The organism is Tellurirhabdus bombi (assembly GCF_021484805.1).
GTDB classification, from domain to species: Bacteria; Bacteroidota; Bacteroidia; order Cytophagales; family Spirosomataceae; genus Tellurirhabdus; species Tellurirhabdus bombi.
Genome location: NZ_CP090557.1, coordinates 1,521,029 through 1,535,978 on the forward strand (window position 1 = coordinate 1,521,029; position 14,950 = coordinate 1,535,978).

14 protein-coding genes are annotated in these 14,950 nt (G+C 48.0%); 12 read left to right on the forward strand and 2 right to left on the reverse strand.

What is annotated here, in order from left to right:
• Positions 1–41 precede the first annotated feature (41 nt).
• On the reverse strand, positions 42–1,406 hold the full coding sequence (locus tag L0Y31_RS06430) for a UDP-N-acetylmuramate--L-alanine ligase (RefSeq protein WP_234736297.1): 1,365 nt from the start codon (positions 1,404–1,406) through the stop codon (positions 42–44).
• A 73-nt stretch (positions 1,407–1,479) separates the two neighbouring features.
• Here L0Y31_RS06430 and L0Y31_RS06435 point away from each other — a divergent pair, with 73 nt between their 5' ends.
• A complete protein-coding gene (locus tag L0Y31_RS06435) occupies positions 1,480–2,418 on the forward strand; it encodes a CPBP family intramembrane glutamic endopeptidase (RefSeq protein WP_234736298.1) in 939 nt (312 codons plus the stop codon).
• A gap of 1 nt (position 2,419) precedes the next feature.
• Here L0Y31_RS06435 and L0Y31_RS06440 read toward each other — a convergent pair whose 3' ends face one another.
• Entirely contained in the window at positions 2,420–3,655 is a 1,236-nt protein-coding gene (locus tag L0Y31_RS06440; RefSeq protein WP_234736299.1) for an NADH-quinone oxidoreductase subunit D, read from the reverse strand.
• Between the two features lie 198 nt (positions 3,656–3,853).
• Here L0Y31_RS06440 and rpmG point away from each other — a divergent pair, with 198 nt between their 5' ends.
• The 11 genes from rpmG (at position 3,854) to L0Y31_RS06495 (ending at position 14,867) form a co-directional block, all read left to right on the forward strand.
• Positions 3,854–4,036: a 50S ribosomal protein L33 gene (gene rpmG, locus L0Y31_RS06445; RefSeq protein ID WP_234736300.1), complete on the forward strand. Its 183-nt coding sequence runs from the start codon at positions 3,854–3,856 to the stop codon at positions 4,034–4,036.
• A 32-nt stretch (positions 4,037–4,068) separates the two neighbouring features.
• The gene (locus L0Y31_RS06450) at positions 4,069–4,224 is read left to right on the forward strand and encodes a DUF4295 domain-containing protein (protein WP_234736301.1); all 156 of its coding nucleotides are present in this window, start codon (positions 4,069–4,071) and stop codon (positions 4,222–4,224) included.
• 165 nt (positions 4,225–4,389) lie between these two features.
• On the forward strand, positions 4,390–5,349 hold the full coding sequence (gene ftsY / locus L0Y31_RS06455; protein ID WP_234736302.1) for a signal recognition particle-docking protein FtsY: 960 nt from the start codon (positions 4,390–4,392) through the stop codon (positions 5,347–5,349).
• 31 nt (positions 5,350–5,380) lie between these two features.
• Complete coding sequence (locus L0Y31_RS06460) at positions 5,381–5,887, forward strand: hypothetical protein (protein WP_234736303.1); 507 nt, start codon at positions 5,381–5,383, stop codon at positions 5,885–5,887.
• Positions 5,888–5,893: 6 nt separating this feature from the next.
• On the forward strand, positions 5,894–6,535 hold the full coding sequence (locus L0Y31_RS06465; RefSeq protein WP_234736304.1) for a hypothetical protein: 642 nt from the start codon (positions 5,894–5,896) through the stop codon (positions 6,533–6,535).
• Positions 6,536–6,629: 94 nt separating this feature from the next.
• The gene (gene rimO, locus L0Y31_RS06470) at positions 6,630–7,943 is read left to right on the forward strand and encodes a 30S ribosomal protein S12 methylthiotransferase RimO (RefSeq protein WP_234736305.1); all 1,314 of its coding nucleotides are present in this window, start codon (positions 6,630–6,632) and stop codon (positions 7,941–7,943) included.
• A 68-nt stretch (positions 7,944–8,011) separates the two neighbouring features.
• Positions 8,012–9,607 carry a bacillithiol biosynthesis cysteine-adding enzyme BshC gene (gene bshC / locus L0Y31_RS06475; RefSeq protein ID WP_234736306.1) on the forward strand — a complete coding sequence of 532 codons (1,596 nt, stop codon included), beginning with the start codon at positions 8,012–8,014 and terminating at the stop codon, positions 9,605–9,607.
• A gap of 1 nt (position 9,608) precedes the next feature.
• Entirely contained in the window at positions 9,609–10,187 is a 579-nt protein-coding gene (locus L0Y31_RS06480) for a 5-formyltetrahydrofolate cyclo-ligase (protein WP_234736307.1), read from the forward strand.
• 133 nt (positions 10,188–10,320) lie between these two features.
• Positions 10,321–10,926 (forward strand): hypothetical protein, encoded by a 606-nt coding sequence (locus L0Y31_RS06485; RefSeq protein WP_234736308.1) that lies wholly within the window; start codon positions 10,321–10,323, stop codon positions 10,924–10,926.
• Between the two features lie 115 nt (positions 10,927–11,041).
• A complete protein-coding gene (locus L0Y31_RS06490; RefSeq protein WP_234736309.1) occupies positions 11,042–12,034 on the forward strand; it encodes an aspartate-semialdehyde dehydrogenase in 993 nt (330 codons plus the stop codon).
• A 145-nt stretch (positions 12,035–12,179) separates the two neighbouring features.
• Positions 12,180–14,867: a TonB-dependent receptor gene (locus L0Y31_RS06495; protein WP_234736310.1), complete on the forward strand. Its 2,688-nt coding sequence runs from the start codon at positions 12,180–12,182 to the stop codon at positions 14,865–14,867.
• The last annotated feature ends 83 nt before the right edge of the window (positions 14,868–14,950 follow it).

Consider the following 14,950-nt stretch of genomic DNA (forward strand, 5'->3'; position numbering starts at 1 on the left):
CCACTGGTATAAAGACAGTTGTAAAGCAGTTGAAAAATTTTCTATTGCTCGCCCAGACGATTTACGTCAAGACCACCGAATGTACCGGAACTCATCAGCAAATACACCGATGGAGCGGCTGTGCTCTGGCTCTCCAGAAAAGTTTGCAGGCTGGCGGTGTCCGTGAAAATCTGTAGATCCGGGCGGTCAAAAGCAGTGATAATTTCCTGTGGGCTGATAGGTTCCATGCGTTTCATCTCGAGCGTATGGGGACTATAGAAAACAACGGCTACATCGGCCTGGTCCAGCTTATCACGGTATTGGCCGAGAAAATTTTTGTTCAAACTACTAAACGTGTGCAATTCAACGCAGGCGATTAGTTTTCGGTTTGGGAACTGCTGGCGAACTGCCGCCGTGGTTGCACCGACTTTTGAAGGGGCATGGGCGAAATCACGGTAAATGGTTTTCTGGTCGTTCGAAGTGACGAGTTCAAGGCGGCGGGCAGCGCCTTTAAAGCTTTGAATGGCTTCGTAAAACATCTCTTCGGTGATGCCCAGGCGATCGCAGACGGCCAGCGCACCCGCAATGTTTTTCATGTTGTGCTCCCCAAAAATCTGCACGGGTACATCGCCCGCTGATTTTGTTTTCAGCCAGGTTTGCCCGTTCGAAATTCGGTAAGAGTGCACGTCGTAGGGTTGACGCGTAACGTCCTCGCGTTCTTTGAGGGCAATCACATCCAGCATATCATCCGTATCATCGAACACAATAGCGCCGGCTTTGGGGAGCGAATCGGCTAGTAATTCAAACTGATGTACATACGAATCGTAAGTCGGGTAGATATTCACGTGATCCCAGGCAATTCCGCTAATGAGGGCAATATGCGGCTGGAAAAACAAAAACTTTGGTCGCGTATCCAGGGGCGAGGCGCCGTATTCATCCCCTTCGGCAATCAGGAGCGGCGCATCAGCGGTTAGTTTAACCATCGTATCAAAGCCTTCTATCTGCGCGCCAACCAGATAGTCAAAGTTTCGTTTGTGGTAGTTCAGTACGTGCAGAAGGATAGACGTAATGGTGGTTTTGCCGTGGCTGCCCGCAATAACTACCCGCTGTTTGTGCTTGCTTTGTTCGTAAATAAATTCGGGATAGGAGTAAACGGCCAAGCCCAACTCCTGCGCTTTCAGTAGTTCCGGGTTATCCTTACGGGCGTGCATCCCCAGGATAACAGCATCCAATCCCGTATGAATATTGGCCGGATTCCAACCCATTTCCGCCGGAAGCAGTCCCTGTTTTTGCAAGCGCGTGCGCGAAGGCTCGTAGATTTCGTCGTCGGAACCCGTTACCTTATGCCCTTGCTGTTGAAGAGCAATAGCCAAATTGTGCATGACGCTACCGCCAATGGAAATGAAATGGAGAGACAGACTTTTCATGGAAAAATGAATAGGAAGTACTTTATCTTCCAAAATTATAGGTTCTTTTGGTTTGATTAATATTTAATGTCCAATGCGACAATTTCTGCGCTACCTGCGTGAACACTGGAAAGCCGATTTTCGTCCTGATCTTTACGCTACGCTTGGCCTTTTTCTGGCCGCCAGTATTAGTTTAAACTACTATTATGATATTGAAGACAGCCATATCGACCTATATGTTTCGGCGCCGCTGAAACGAATGAGTCTTTATTTTCTGCTGTATGCGTTCGCTTATTATGGCAGCGCTGCCATCTGGATTTATTTCAACCGCCAAGGCCATATCCTGCGAAAACCGGCTTTTTGGCTGTTTAGCGGGTTTGGCCTGGTGGTGTTTGCCATCTATGCGGGCTTTTATGGATTCGATGCCTGGAGCGCTGCCGTCTTTGGTGGACAAATTTATGTATACGCCTTCTATCTGTTTAGAAACCTGCATTCGCTCCTGACCGTTGTGCTGCCTTTGTTTTTATTCTATAAACTAGTACCTCAGCCTTCGAGTGCGTTTTACGGCTTAAAACCCAAGTGGGAGGGACTGAAAATTTACGGTTGGTTGTTGCTCCTGATGGTACCAATTATTACCTACGCTTCGTTTCAGCCTTCTTTCCTGGCGAGCTACCCATCCTACGAGGATACAAACGCCAACGAATTTTTCGGGGTGCCAGAGTGGGTAACAGCGGTAGTCTATGAATTAGCTTACGGTTGGGACTTCATTCCAACCGAACTCATGTTTCGGGGCTTTCTGGTAATTGGCATGACGCATATTCTGGGTCGGGGCGCTGTTGTGCCAATGGTAGTAACCTACGCCTTTATTCACTTTGGCAAACCGCCCGGCGAAACCATCAGTTCGATTTTTGGCGGTTATATTCTGGGCGTCATTGCGCAACGAACGCGCAGCGTCTGGGGCGGAATCATTGTCCACCTTGGTGTGGCCTGGCTCATGGAGTTAACGGCTTTTTTACAACTGGCCTTTCGGTAAATCACCGGTCAACCTCACCCATCACAATATCAATAGAACCAATCACGGCGACTAAATCCGCAATCATGGAGCCTTTGGTAATCTCGCCAATCATCGACAGATTGTGATAAGAGCACGAACGGCAGCGACACCGGAACGGCACGTCGGATCGTCCGTCGGCGCGGAAGAAAAAGCCTAACTCGCCTTTCGGTATTTCGCCCCGGATGTAAAACTCCTGCGCTTTGGGCCGAATCTTTTTCGGAACCAATACCTGGGGATCAAAGTCGCGGGTGCGTTTCAGATCGCCCTGGAGCTGGTCGAGGCATTGTTCGGCAATACGAACGGATTCCCAGCACTCCAGCACCCGAACATAATTGCGGTCCCAGCAATCGCCGACGGTTCCCATCTTTCCTTCGCCAATAGGAATATCAAAATCCAGCTCCGGGTAAACTGAGTAATTATCGACGCGGCGCAAATCATATCGCAAGCCAGAACCTCGTAACACGGGCCCTGTGCAACCGTAATCAATCGCTACTGGCAGAGGCAACACGCCTACATTGGCCGTTCGCTTAACGAAAATTTTATTTTCGATAACGAGCTGCTGCATTTCAATCAGCTTGGGTTTTAAGTAGGTCAGGTATTCCCGGCAGCGTTCTTCAAAACCGACGGGCAAATCGTAATACAGCCCCCCGATCCAGATGTAATTATACAGCATGCGGGCACCGCTGACCCATTCCAGCAGGCGTTGCAGGTGCTCGCGGTCGCGCATCATCCAGAGAAAAGGGGTATAAGCCCCAATGTCCAGCGCGTAGGTTCCAATGGCGACAAAGTGGGACGCCAGCCGGTTAAGTTCAGCAACGAGCACGCGAATGTATTCGACGCGGCGGCCATCCACCCGGTTCAGAAGATCATCCTGAATGCCCAACATGCGCTCGACACCCATACAAAACACATGCTCGTTGTTCATGGCTGCTACGTAATCCAGCCGATCCACAAACGGCAGCGTCTGGTTGTAGGGCATGGATTCAGCATGTTTCTCAAAACAACGGTGCAGATACCCCAGGTGCGGTACCACATCGACAATAATCTCCCCGTCGGTAATGACTTCCAGCCGCAAAACCCCGTGTGTAGACGGGTGTTGCGGCCCCATGTTGAGAATCATCTCGCCGGATTGAAGGCTTTCCGGCTTGTATTTATTGGGTTCGGAAGCCTGAAAATGCCCGGGTTGATAGTCGTATTGAATTGTTTGCGTTGCCATTATAAGTCAAAGACTGGAACTAAATAAACAATAATAGATAAGTGATTAATTCCAGCACCTTATTAGTAGAGGTCAAAGCCAAAAGTAAAACACAGTTGCCTAACCGACTACTAATCACAGAATTTATGTAAAAAAGTTTTGTGATAAATCTCGTTTTTCCTTACCTTTGCGTTCCTGTTTGAGAAAATACGTACAGTAATGGCGAAGAAAGGCAATAGAATTCAGGTCATTCTGGAGTGCACGGAGCAGAAAACTGCAGCTGTAGCGGGCATGTCTCGTTACATCACTACTAAAAACCGTAAGAACACTCCGGCTCGGATCGAACTGAAAAAGTACAATCCGTACCTAAAGAAAGTGACCGTACACAAAGAAATTAAGTAATTTAAACGGGGGAACGGCCCCATTGAACTGTCATGGCAAAGAAAGTAGTTGCAACCCTGAAAAAAGAAGGTGGCGGCAAGAACTTCGCAAAAGTTATTAAAGCTGTGAAGTCGCCAAAAACAGGCGCTTATACATTCAAAGAGGAAATGGTCCCTCTGGAAGAATTACAGGCTGCCCTGAAAAGCTAATCACTTCTTGACGAAAGACATTGCATAGAAAGTCCCGATGAGGGACTTTTTTGTTTTTATATTTGTTGACAGAAACGAGTTTAGGTTTACCGTATACAGTTTGAGGTTGGCTACTTTGTAAACTTTAAACCTTAAATTTCACACCTTAAACTTTACGAAAATTACATGGGTCTGTTTGATTTTTTCTCGAAGGAAAAAAAAGAATCGCTTGATAAAGGACTGGAAAAGTCAAAAGATAGCTTTTTCTCCAAATTGAGCCGGGCAGTTGTCGGCAAATCGAAAGTGGATGACGAAGTTCTGGACGAAGTTGAAGAAGTACTCGTTAGTTCGGATGTCGGCGTCGAAACAACCGTTAAAATCATCAAGCGAATCGAAGAACGGGTTGCCCGTGATAAATACGTTGGTACCGACGAACTTGACCGCATTCTTCGGGAAGAAATTGCATCACTGCTCTCTGAAAACAAATCCGTTGATATTAGCAATGATTTTTCCCTGCCTGCCGATAAAAAACCGTATGTGATTATGGTTGTGGGTGTCAATGGCGTGGGCAAAACCACGACCATCGGTAAGCTGGCTGCCCAGTTTCACCAGCGGGGCCGAAAAGTCGTTTTGGGCGCAGGAGATACCTTCCGAGCCGCCGCCGTTGACCAACTTAAGCTCTGGGGCCAGCGCGTGGGTGTACCCGTAATCGACCACGGCATGAATACCGATCCATCGGCAGTTGCGTTCGATGCGATCAAAAAAGCGGTTGAACTCCAGGCGGATGTGGTTATTATCGACACGGCAGGCCGTCTGCATACCAAAGTAAACTTAATGAACGAGCTTTCCAAGATTAAGCGCGTGATGCAAAAGGTGATTCCCGATGCACCGCACGAGGTTCTGCTCGTTCTGGATGGCTCGACGGGACAAAACGCTGTAATTCAGGCGCGGGAGTTTACTCGGGTAACGGATGTGACGGCACTGGCCATCACCAAACTGGATGGCACAGCCAAAGGGGGCGTAGTGATCGGTATTTCCGATGAATTCAAGATTCCGGTGAAATACATCGGCGTCGGCGAAAAAATTGATGATTTACAGACGTTCAACAAGATGGAGTTTGTTGATTCGTTCTTTAAGCGTGTTTAAGTGATTTTCCGGAATTTTAGCAACATTCTATATGAATAACCAACAGGCTGATATACGCAAATTTGGGTGGGCTTCACTGCTGTTTGTCTGTATGAGCCTGTTAGTTGGCTGTCCGGTAGCTATAGCGCAGAAGAAAGTTCAGAAGACCAAACCCAAAGCGCCATTTCAGGGAGTTTGCGGAACTGTTATTTTTAAGTCGGGTAATATGATGCCCGGCCCTGACCGGCCCCAACCGAAAGGCCAGCCCGTTGTGCGTGAGCTGCTGGTCTACAAACTAACCAATCAGTCGCAGACGGAAACGAACGACGAGGGCTTTTATACCAAGGTACTGACGCAAAAAGTCAAAACGGTTAGGTCGGGTAAAGACGGGAAATTCTGCGTTAGTCTGCCCGTTGGTCAATACTCGCTATTTGTGCAGGAAAAGAACGGATTATACGCCAATTTATCCGACGAGCGTAATAATATTTTTCCGGTATCCGTTCAGAAAAATCGTAAAACTTCAGTCACCTTTGATATTACCTATCAGGCTGCTTTTTAGTTTGTTATGGGTACAGCGCTTATTTTCGTTATCATCTTTGGGGCTTTCGGCTGGTTCATCTACAAGATGCTGCGTTTTACGGCAAAATCGGTCGGTGACGAATCGCCTTTGGCCGTAGTGGTGACGTACGAAAAAACGGCCTGGGACTACTTCACCCGCTTTAATTTTCTCTTCAACTTCGTGCTGGTGTTCCTTATTTTGATGTTGGCTTATCTCGGTTCATTCTTAATGCCCAAGGTAGCGAAACATCCTGTCCATTGGTTATTGGCTGCATCTCTGTTAGCTCTTTCAGGTTGGGGCGCGTGGTATTTGTGGCAGATAGCCAAACTGGAATGGCAGTATTGGGCAATTACCCGCAACCGCGTGGTAACCATGAATCCGGCTGATCAAAGCATCAAAATAGAACACGAGCAGGACTGCTGGTTGATAACGCCGGATAACATTGACACTATAGAATATCATTTTCCGGGGCGAAACTCATCAAAGATGGTAGCAGTCTATAGCTATCTGATCTTTAGATTGGCCGATGGACAAAGTGTATATCTCAACCGCAATAGTATTTACCTAGATTTTGCTCTGGACGAGTATTTTAAAAATGTACCTCAACAAGTTGTCGAGCATAAAATTCCGTGGATAAAACCGATTTAGCTTGGCTCTAAATTGGACTTTTCCGAACTTTGACAAAAATACAGGTGTTGTACCAGAATCGATAGAGGGAGCTGGTATTTAGCCATACAAGACATTGAAGACAAAAGGATTACGCAAGAATAAAATCAATATTGTTACGCTCGGTTGCTCAAAGAACCTGGTAGACTCGGAAGTGCTGTACACGCAACTGAAAGGAAACGGCTATAACGTAACGCACGAATCAAAAAAAGACGACGCTAACATCGTGGTGATCAACACCTGCGGTTTCATCGATAATGCCAAAGAAGAATCGGTAAATACCATTCTGCGCTATGTCGATGCCAAAGATGCGGGCGTGGTCGATAAAGTCTACGTAACGGGCTGTCTTTCGCATCGTTACAAAGATGAACTGGAAGTCGAAATTCCGACGGTAGACGCTTGGTTCGGTACCAACGAACTGCCTCGTCTGCTGAAAACGCTGAAGGCCGACTACAAACACGAACTCGTTGGCGAGCGCCTGTTGACAACGCCAGCGCACTTCGCTTACCTGAAAATTGCGGAAGGATGCGACCGCCCCTGTTCCTTCTGCGCTATTCCGCTAATGCGCGGTAGCCACGTTTCGCGGCCAATGGAAGAGCTGGTGAAAGAAGCGAAATCGCTGGCGAAACGCGGCACTAAAGAATTGATTCTAATCGCGCAGGATCTGACTTACTACGGTCTGGATATTTACAAAAAGCGCAATCTGGCCGATTTGATGCGTAATTTATCCGATGTAGAGGGCATCGACTGGATCCGGTTGCAATATGCCTATCCGTCTGGTTTTCCGCTGGATGTGCTGGATGTAATGCGCGAACGACACAATATTTGCAAATACCTCGATATGCCGTTGCAGACTGGTTCGACGGAACTGCTGAAAATCATGCGCCGGGGTATTACGCGCGAAAAAACAGAAGCGCTGATTGAAACGATCCGCGAAAAAGTACCTGATATTGCGTTGCGCACGACGTTGATTGTCGGCCATCCGGGTGAAACCGAAGCGATGTTTGAAGAAACCTACGACTTTGTAGAGCGAATGCGCTTTGACCGCCTGGGCGCGTTCACGTACTCGCACGAAGACAATACGCATTCCTTTTCTATGCCGGACGACATTCCAGCTGAGGTGAAACAGGAGCGCGTTGATGAGATCATGGAGTTGCAGCAAGGCATCTCGTACGAAAAAAACCAGGAAAAGGTTGGGCATTTCTATAAAGTGCTGTTCGATCGCAAAGAAGGCGGCTATTTTATTGGTCGGACCGAAGCCGATTCGCCTGAAGTAGACAACGAAGTACTGGTGCCAGCCAACAGTACGTACGTACGGCAGGGCGATTTCGCGGCGGTACGGATCACCGAAGCGCACGAATTTGACTTGTACGGCGAAGTCGTTTCCTAATACTCATCACCCCGCAGCGAACCTTGCGGGGTTTTTTGTTGTTCAGCCGTCAATAACTTATCCACCGCATGGACTGTCAGTATCTGCCCCTTGCCGCAACCGGCCAGTTTTCAAATCTGTTTCTGGATTATCTCGCCCAAAAAGATACAATTAAACCCTTCTACGACCGCTTTCCGACGCTGGAGGCTTTCGGGGAGCAAATTCAGAACCGGCCCTTTGATGAAGCGAAACGGCAGACGTTGGTCAAGGTGCTGGAGCGGCAGTATCAGAAGTTAGAGAGCCATCCTGACTTATCCATCTTAGCGGAACCCAACACCTACACGGTTACCACAGGTCATCAGCTGAATATTTTTACCGGGCCGCTGTACGTTGTTTATAAGCTGATTACGACCATTAATCTGGCTAAAAAGCTTTCCGAAACGTACCCGGATTACAAGTTTGTGCCGGTTTACTGGATGGCTACGGAAGATCACGATTTCGCGGAGATTAACCATTTTAATTTGTTCGGCAAAACCTACCGCTGGGACGAAAAACAGAGCGGAGCCGTCGGGCGCATTAATCCGAAAAGTCTGGAAACCATCCTGCAACAGCTTCCCGAACAAGCCGGGGTTTTCAAAAAGGCGTATCTGAATAATGATTCCCTGGCTGATGCGGTGCGTAGTTACGTGAATGAGCTGTTTGGCAAAGACGGCCTGATTTGCCTGGATGCCGACGACGCGGAACTGAAGCGGGAATTTTTGCCCGTGATGCGCGAAGAACTCCTGAACCAGACGACGAGCGACCTGACCAAAAAGACGACCCACCAGCTCAAAGCGCTGGGCTATACGACCCAGATCGCTCCCCGCGATATTAATCTTTTCTACTTGGATGATAATCTGCGGGAGCGGATTGTGACGGGTAAGGAAAAGCAGGAGGCATCCAAAAAGAAAAGACAGAAAGCGGCGGTTACGGATAATTATTACGTACTGCAAACGGATCTGCAATTCACGCAGGCTGAGCTTTTAGATCTCTTGGAGCAGCATCCGGAGCGATTCAGCCCGAACGTGGTGTTGCGGCCTGTATACCAGGAATATATTTTGCCGAATCTGGCCTATGTTGGTGGCCCCTCGGAAGTGCCGTACTGGTTGCAGCTGAAAGGTGTTTTTGATCATTTCGAGCTGCCTTTTCCGTTGTTGATGCCCCGCAACTTTGCCCTCTATGTAAATGCAACCAATGCCCAACGGATTGACAAGCTAGGCGTTACGCACGAAGAGCTCTTTCTGGATGAAATTCGTTTACGGCGGACGTATGTCGCACGAATCACCCAAAATTCGCTGCAATTGGCCGAAGAAAAAGCTGGAGTAGAAAGCCATTTTGACCAGATTCTGGCCAAAGCGCTCCAGGTTGATAAGTCGCTGGAAGGAGCGGTGCAAGCCGAACGTTCGCGCTTGATCAACGCCATCGATGATTTGGAAAAGCGGCTGCGTAAAGCCGAAGACCGCAACTACGAAACAGTAGTCAATCAGTTGGTTACACTAAAGTCAAAATTGTTTCCGCAGGGTGGTGCGCAGGACCGCTCGGAGAATATTCTCACCTACTGGATGAATGACTCTGAATTCATCAACAAGCTCAAAGCAACGTTCGATCCTTTGGATTACCGCATGGCTATATTGACGGAAAAGTAGCATGACGAAAGCCGAGATTCGTTCTTTGTATCGCCAGAAGCGCCGGAGCTTGTCGAAAGAAGAATGGCAGCAACGAAGCGAAGCGATTGCAGAGCGGATTTTTGTGAGTTCGTTGCTGGATAATCGACGCGTTATCCATATTTTCTTGCCTATTGAAAAACAGGCGGAAGTCAACACGTGGCTGATTATCCACCGGTTATGGCGTGAATTTCCCGCGATCAGGATTGCCGTGTCTCGCACGGATTTCACTACAGGGACGATGGCGCATTACGAGCTTTTGCCTACGTCGGTTCTTCTGACCAATCAATTTCAAATTCCTGAGCCGGACCCAAACACGTCTTTGCCCATCGAGACGCCACAAATCGATGTAGTATTTGCTCCCTTACTAGCCTTCGACGAGGAGGGCAACCGAGTTGGCTACGGCGGCGGCTTTTATGACCGTTTTCTGATCAACTGCCGAGCCGATTGCCCTATCGTGGGCCTTTCCTTGTTTGACCCCGTTCCCCTTATTGACGATACCTACGAAGGGGACATAACGCTGACCCACTGCGTAACCCCGTTTAGGCTGTACACCTTTTGAGGCCCATTTAAAAAGTTTAATGATTTATTCGTTAAATCTAATTTGTCCTTAATTTAGTTTATGGGTATATGCTATAAATTGTTATAAAAACTGCCGATGAAAGCCATATACTTTTATAGCCTTTATACTGCCTTTGGGCGTATTGGCGCAGACGGAAGGGCTTAAGCCGATTCAAAAAGAAAACCAGACCGTAACCTGGGGAACTCAGTATGGCCCCCGCCATCAGTCGCAAACAACTTATTTTTATGATGGGATTGAGGTGCGGCGAGTTACCGAATTGGGCAAATACATTCTAGCTTCGGGCAATCCGGATGCAATTCGGGAATACCGGAAATTTACCAGTAGCCGGCGTGTAGGTACGGGTTTGATAGTGGTAGGCGGGGTTACTTCTGTGATCGGGGCGGTGATTACGTTTAGTTCGAATAGCGACTCCAGGAGAGATATTGCTGGAATACCAATCTATCAGAACGGACTTTATTATAGCAATGGAATGGCCTACAGCAGAAATCCTTTCTCATCTCAGCAATCTGAAAAGAAATCCCTGAATCGAGGTGGAATTGTAACGATGGCCAGCGGACTAACGGTTTTGCTCGTTGGGAGCATTATGCACCGGCCCGGATTGCACTTGCGTCGGTCGGTTCAGTATTACAACCGGGCGCTCGAAAACCGTGTTTCGCTCAAGCTAGAACCTCATTGGGATAACACAAATGCGGGCCTCGGTTTGGTAGCGCGGTTTTGATAAAGAGTCAGTTAGCGTCTAAACAATTTGTACTTTTTAAGCAATTAATCCTCGTCTTTCGCCTTTTCTACGTAGTTTTGCACCCGATTTTTACAACTTAAACCTTGGTGCAAAGATGAAAATTGCGGTAGTTGGGGCAACGGGCCTCGTTGGTAGTGAAATCCTGAAAGTATTGGAAGAGCGTAACTTCCCGGTAACGGAACTGATTCCTGTCGCGTCGGAGCGCTCAGTAGGTAAACAGGTGACGTTCAAGGGTAAACAGTTCACGGTCGTTAGCTTTGAGGATGCTATCAAGGCCAAACCGGCTATTGCGATTTTTTCTGCCGGTGGTGGAACATCCCTGAAACTAGCTCCTGCTTTTGCGGAAGCGGGCATTACGGTCGTTGATAACTCGTCGGCCTGGCGGATGGATCCTAGCAAAAAACTGGTCGTACCAGAGATCAATGCCACCTCTCTAACACCCGAGGATAAAATCATTGCTAACCCGAATTGCTCGACCATCCAGATGGTTGTGGTGCTGAACCCACTGCACAAACGCTATAAAATCAAGCGGGTTGTTGTTTCGACCTACCAGTCGGTAACCGGAACGGGTAAAGCAGCCGTGGATCAGCTATACAACGAGCGTTCTGGCAACCAGGCGGCTGAGAAAGTATATCCGCACCAGATCGATTTAAACGTGCTGCCCCACATTGACGTTTTCCTCGACAATGGCTACACCAAAGAAGAGATGAAAATGGTGAACGAAACGAAGAAAATTATGGGCGACGATACCATTCACGTAACGGCGACCACGGTTCGTATTCCAACCATTGGTGGACACTCGGAAGCGGTAAACATCGAGTTCGAAAACGACTACGATCTGAAAGAGGTCGTTGACATTCTCGAAAAAGAAGAAGGCGTTATTGTGCAGGATGATCCGAAGAACTTCGTATATCCGATGCCGTTGACGGCTCACGGAAAAGACGAGGTATTTGTGGGTCGTATCCGCCGCGATGAGAGCCAGCCAAACACGTTAAATTTATGGATTGTCGCTGATAACCTGCGCAAAGGAGCTGCAACCAATGCGGTTCAAATTGCTGAGTATTTGGCCGAAAACAAGTTGGTATAAAATAGATTTTTAGAATTAAAAGCCCGTTAGCTCGCTGCTAACGGGCTTTTTGTTTCCTATATCTAGAAGTTATCAAATAGGATTAAACCATTTTAGGTTACAGCTAGTCTTAAATAGATACAATTTAGTACGCACAATGATGAAAATGGCTATACTTCATTACGTAATTGCCTTGGCAGCATTAGGCTTTTGTGGGCATGCCTATGCTCAGGAAGTACCCGCAGTTTCTAACTCAATGCTTCAGGGGCTTGGCTTTGAAGCTGACACGACCAAACCCGTTGCCCCAACACGCCCGGATACTACTCAATACAACTCGGCAGATCGCCTCGATACGGTTCGTACATCGGTAACTACAAACGCATCCATCGCGCCCGGCGATTCGGTGGTGACACCGGTTCCAACGCGTTCGCAGGCAGCACCAACGGCGGCGGACAACGCCCAGGCCCGAATCGGACGAATCAGTGGACGCTTGCTGGTAAATCAGAACGGAAAGAATGAGCCGGTTGAATTTGCGAGCGTGGGCTTGTTCCGACTGGCGGATTCAACGTCGGTAACGGGCGCATTGACGGACGAAAAAGGTGCCTTTCAGATTGCTTCTGTGCCCGCAGGGACTTTTTACCTATTGGTGCAATCGTTGGGATTTGAAGCAAAACGAATTCCCCGATTAGCGATTTCGGCCGATAAACCCGACGTGAATTTAGGAAACATTATTCTGGCAGAAACGGCGCGGCAGTTAAAAGAAGTAACCGTTCAGGGACAGAAGGAAGCATACGAATATTCGCTGGATCGCAAGATTGTCAATGTCGATCAGTTGCCGGTGGCTACGGGCGGCTCTGCCGTGGATATTTTACAAAATGTGCCCTCAGTAACCATTGATGTAGACGGGTCTTTAAGTCTGCGCGGAAGTGCTAACGTGATTGTGCTGGTCGATGGCAAACCTTCGGGTCTGACCGGTCTTGATCGCCAGGCCATTCTGGAACAGATTCCAGCCAGCAACATCGAACGTATTGAAGTGATTACTAACCCTTCGTCGCGCTATGATGCAGATGGAGCTGCCGGTATTATTAACATTGTTTTGAAGAAGGAGCGGGCATCGGGCTTTAACGGGAATGTGCAGCTAAACGTTGGAACACGGGATAAATACAACGCCGCCATCAATCTTAATTCCCGGTTTAAGAAATTTAACCTGTTTAGCAGTTACAATTTCCGCCAGGAGCGGCGATTCAGCTACCGGAACTCAGAGCGTCAGAATATTTTTGAAGATTCGATAAGCTACCTGAATCAGCGCAACGATGCCATCCGGCGGAACGTGAATCACAATTTGCGGTTTGGCGTTGATTACAACCTGACCGATCGTGATAACCTGACGGCTTCCATTATGTACCGGAATCAGTATGGGCTGGATACGGAAACAGAGGTGGTCAATACGCTGAGCAACTCGCAGGTTCCGTTGGGTCAATCGATCCGCGCGAATCGGGAGAGCGATCCGTCAACGGGTTTGGATTATGTATTCGGTTACCGACGTTCGTTTGACAAAAAAGGCCGCGAATTTACATTTGATGCTACATTATCTACCAACAAGGGCATCGAGCAACAGAATTTTGATCAGACAACTACCTTACCGGAAGCCATCAGACCGCCTTTGCTGCGCATTGGTCAACAGCGGGCTACCAACGAACGGGATAACCAGGTTGCGGTATTACAAGCCGATTTTATAGAACCACTGGGTGAGAAAAAAAGACTGGAAACCGGGCTGAAACACACGTTTCGGCATTTAGGTACCAACTATATTTTCGAAAATGGAGAAAACGGTTTCTGGACACCAGACGTGAATTTGTCCAATAATTTCATTTACGACGAACGCACCAGCGCTGCTTATGTCAACTTCGGAAATGAAATGAAAAAATTCAGTTACCAGCTTGGTTTAAGAACGGAATATACCAGCATTAATGCCGATCAGCGGATCACCAACCAGCAGAACAAGCGGGATTATATTTACCTGTTTCCCAGTGCTTTTGTCAATTACAACCTAAGCCAGAGCCAGAAACTACAGGTTAACTATACGCGGCGGATTAACCGGCCTTCGGTGTGGTCACTGAATCCCTTTATTGATCTGTCCGATCCGCTGAATATTCAGTTTGGTAATCCCAACCTGTCGCCAGAATTAATTAATTCCTTTGAATTGAGTCACTTGTGGTACGGGAAAAGCACCTCAGTAACCTCTTCGCTGTTTTATCGCCAGACCATCAACGAAGTAACCCGCTTCCGGACGCTCCGCCCGGACGGCATTACCGAGCAGACCTTTTTGAACCTGAACAAATCACAAAATTATGGTCTGGAACTGGTTGTTAATCAGGATATTTTGAAGTGGTGGAAAGTAAACGGGAATTTCTCTTTTTTCCAGCGAACCATTCAATCATCGCCTGACCTACCTGGCGTATTGACTCGTACCAACCGGAGCTGGACAGCGCGGCTGACTTCAAACATGAGCCCGAAGAAAGGAACCGATTTGCAGGTACTGTTAAATTACCGCTCGCCGTTTATCGTGGCGCAGGGAACCATCAAAGGCTTCTTCAACGTCGATTTGGGAGTGAAACAAGACGTGTTGAAAGGACGGGGAACCATCAATCTGAGGGTTAGCGATATTTTCAATACGCTGCGGTTCCAGAATGAGAGCTTTGGGACCAACTTTGTTTCTTCAACCGTCAACAAACGCGAAAGCCGGATCGCCTTTATTGGATTTAGCTACCGGCTCAGTCGGCAGATTTCACGCGATCGGGACGATCGGGATAAGAAAGAAAACAGCGAATCCGCTGGCGAATCCGAATTCTAGAGTAAAGCGCTCTTTTGCACCATTTATCCCGCCGGGTCTTGTTCTGGCGGGATTTTTTTGCAATTTATGAAACGGTAACGGAG

Coding starts and splice junctions, on each gene's coding strand:
- L0Y31_RS06430 (WP_234736297.1), bottom strand. CDS start 1,406: ATGAAAAGTCTGTCTCTCCATTTCATTTCCATTGGCGGTAGCGTCATG.
- L0Y31_RS06435 (WP_234736298.1), top strand. CDS start 1,480: ATGCGACAATTTCTGCGCTACCTGCGTGAACACTGGAAAGCCGATTTT.
- L0Y31_RS06440 (WP_234736299.1), bottom strand. CDS start 3,655: ATGGCAACGCAAACAATTCAATACGACTATCAACCCGGGCATTTTCAG.
- rpmG (WP_234736300.1), top strand. CDS start 3,854: ATGGCGAAGAAAGGCAATAGAATTCAGGTCATTCTGGAGTGCACGGAG.
- L0Y31_RS06450 (WP_234736301.1), top strand. CDS start 4,069: ATGGCAAAGAAAGTAGTTGCAACCCTGAAAAAAGAAGGTGGCGGCAAG.
- ftsY (WP_234736302.1), top strand. CDS start 4,390: ATGGGTCTGTTTGATTTTTTCTCGAAGGAAAAAAAAGAATCGCTTGAT.
- L0Y31_RS06460 (WP_234736303.1), top strand. CDS start 5,381: ATGAATAACCAACAGGCTGATATACGCAAATTTGGGTGGGCTTCACTG.
- L0Y31_RS06465 (WP_234736304.1), top strand. CDS start 5,894: ATGGGTACAGCGCTTATTTTCGTTATCATCTTTGGGGCTTTCGGCTGG.
- bshC (WP_234736306.1), top strand. CDS start 8,012: ATGGACTGTCAGTATCTGCCCCTTGCCGCAACCGGCCAGTTTTCAAAT.
- L0Y31_RS06480 (WP_234736307.1), top strand. CDS start 9,609: ATGACGAAAGCCGAGATTCGTTCTTTGTATCGCCAGAAGCGCCGGAGC.
- L0Y31_RS06490 (WP_234736309.1), top strand. CDS start 11,042: ATGAAAATTGCGGTAGTTGGGGCAACGGGCCTCGTTGGTAGTGAAATC.
- L0Y31_RS06495 (WP_234736310.1), top strand. CDS start 12,180: ATGGCTATACTTCATTACGTAATTGCCTTGGCAGCATTAGGCTTTTGT.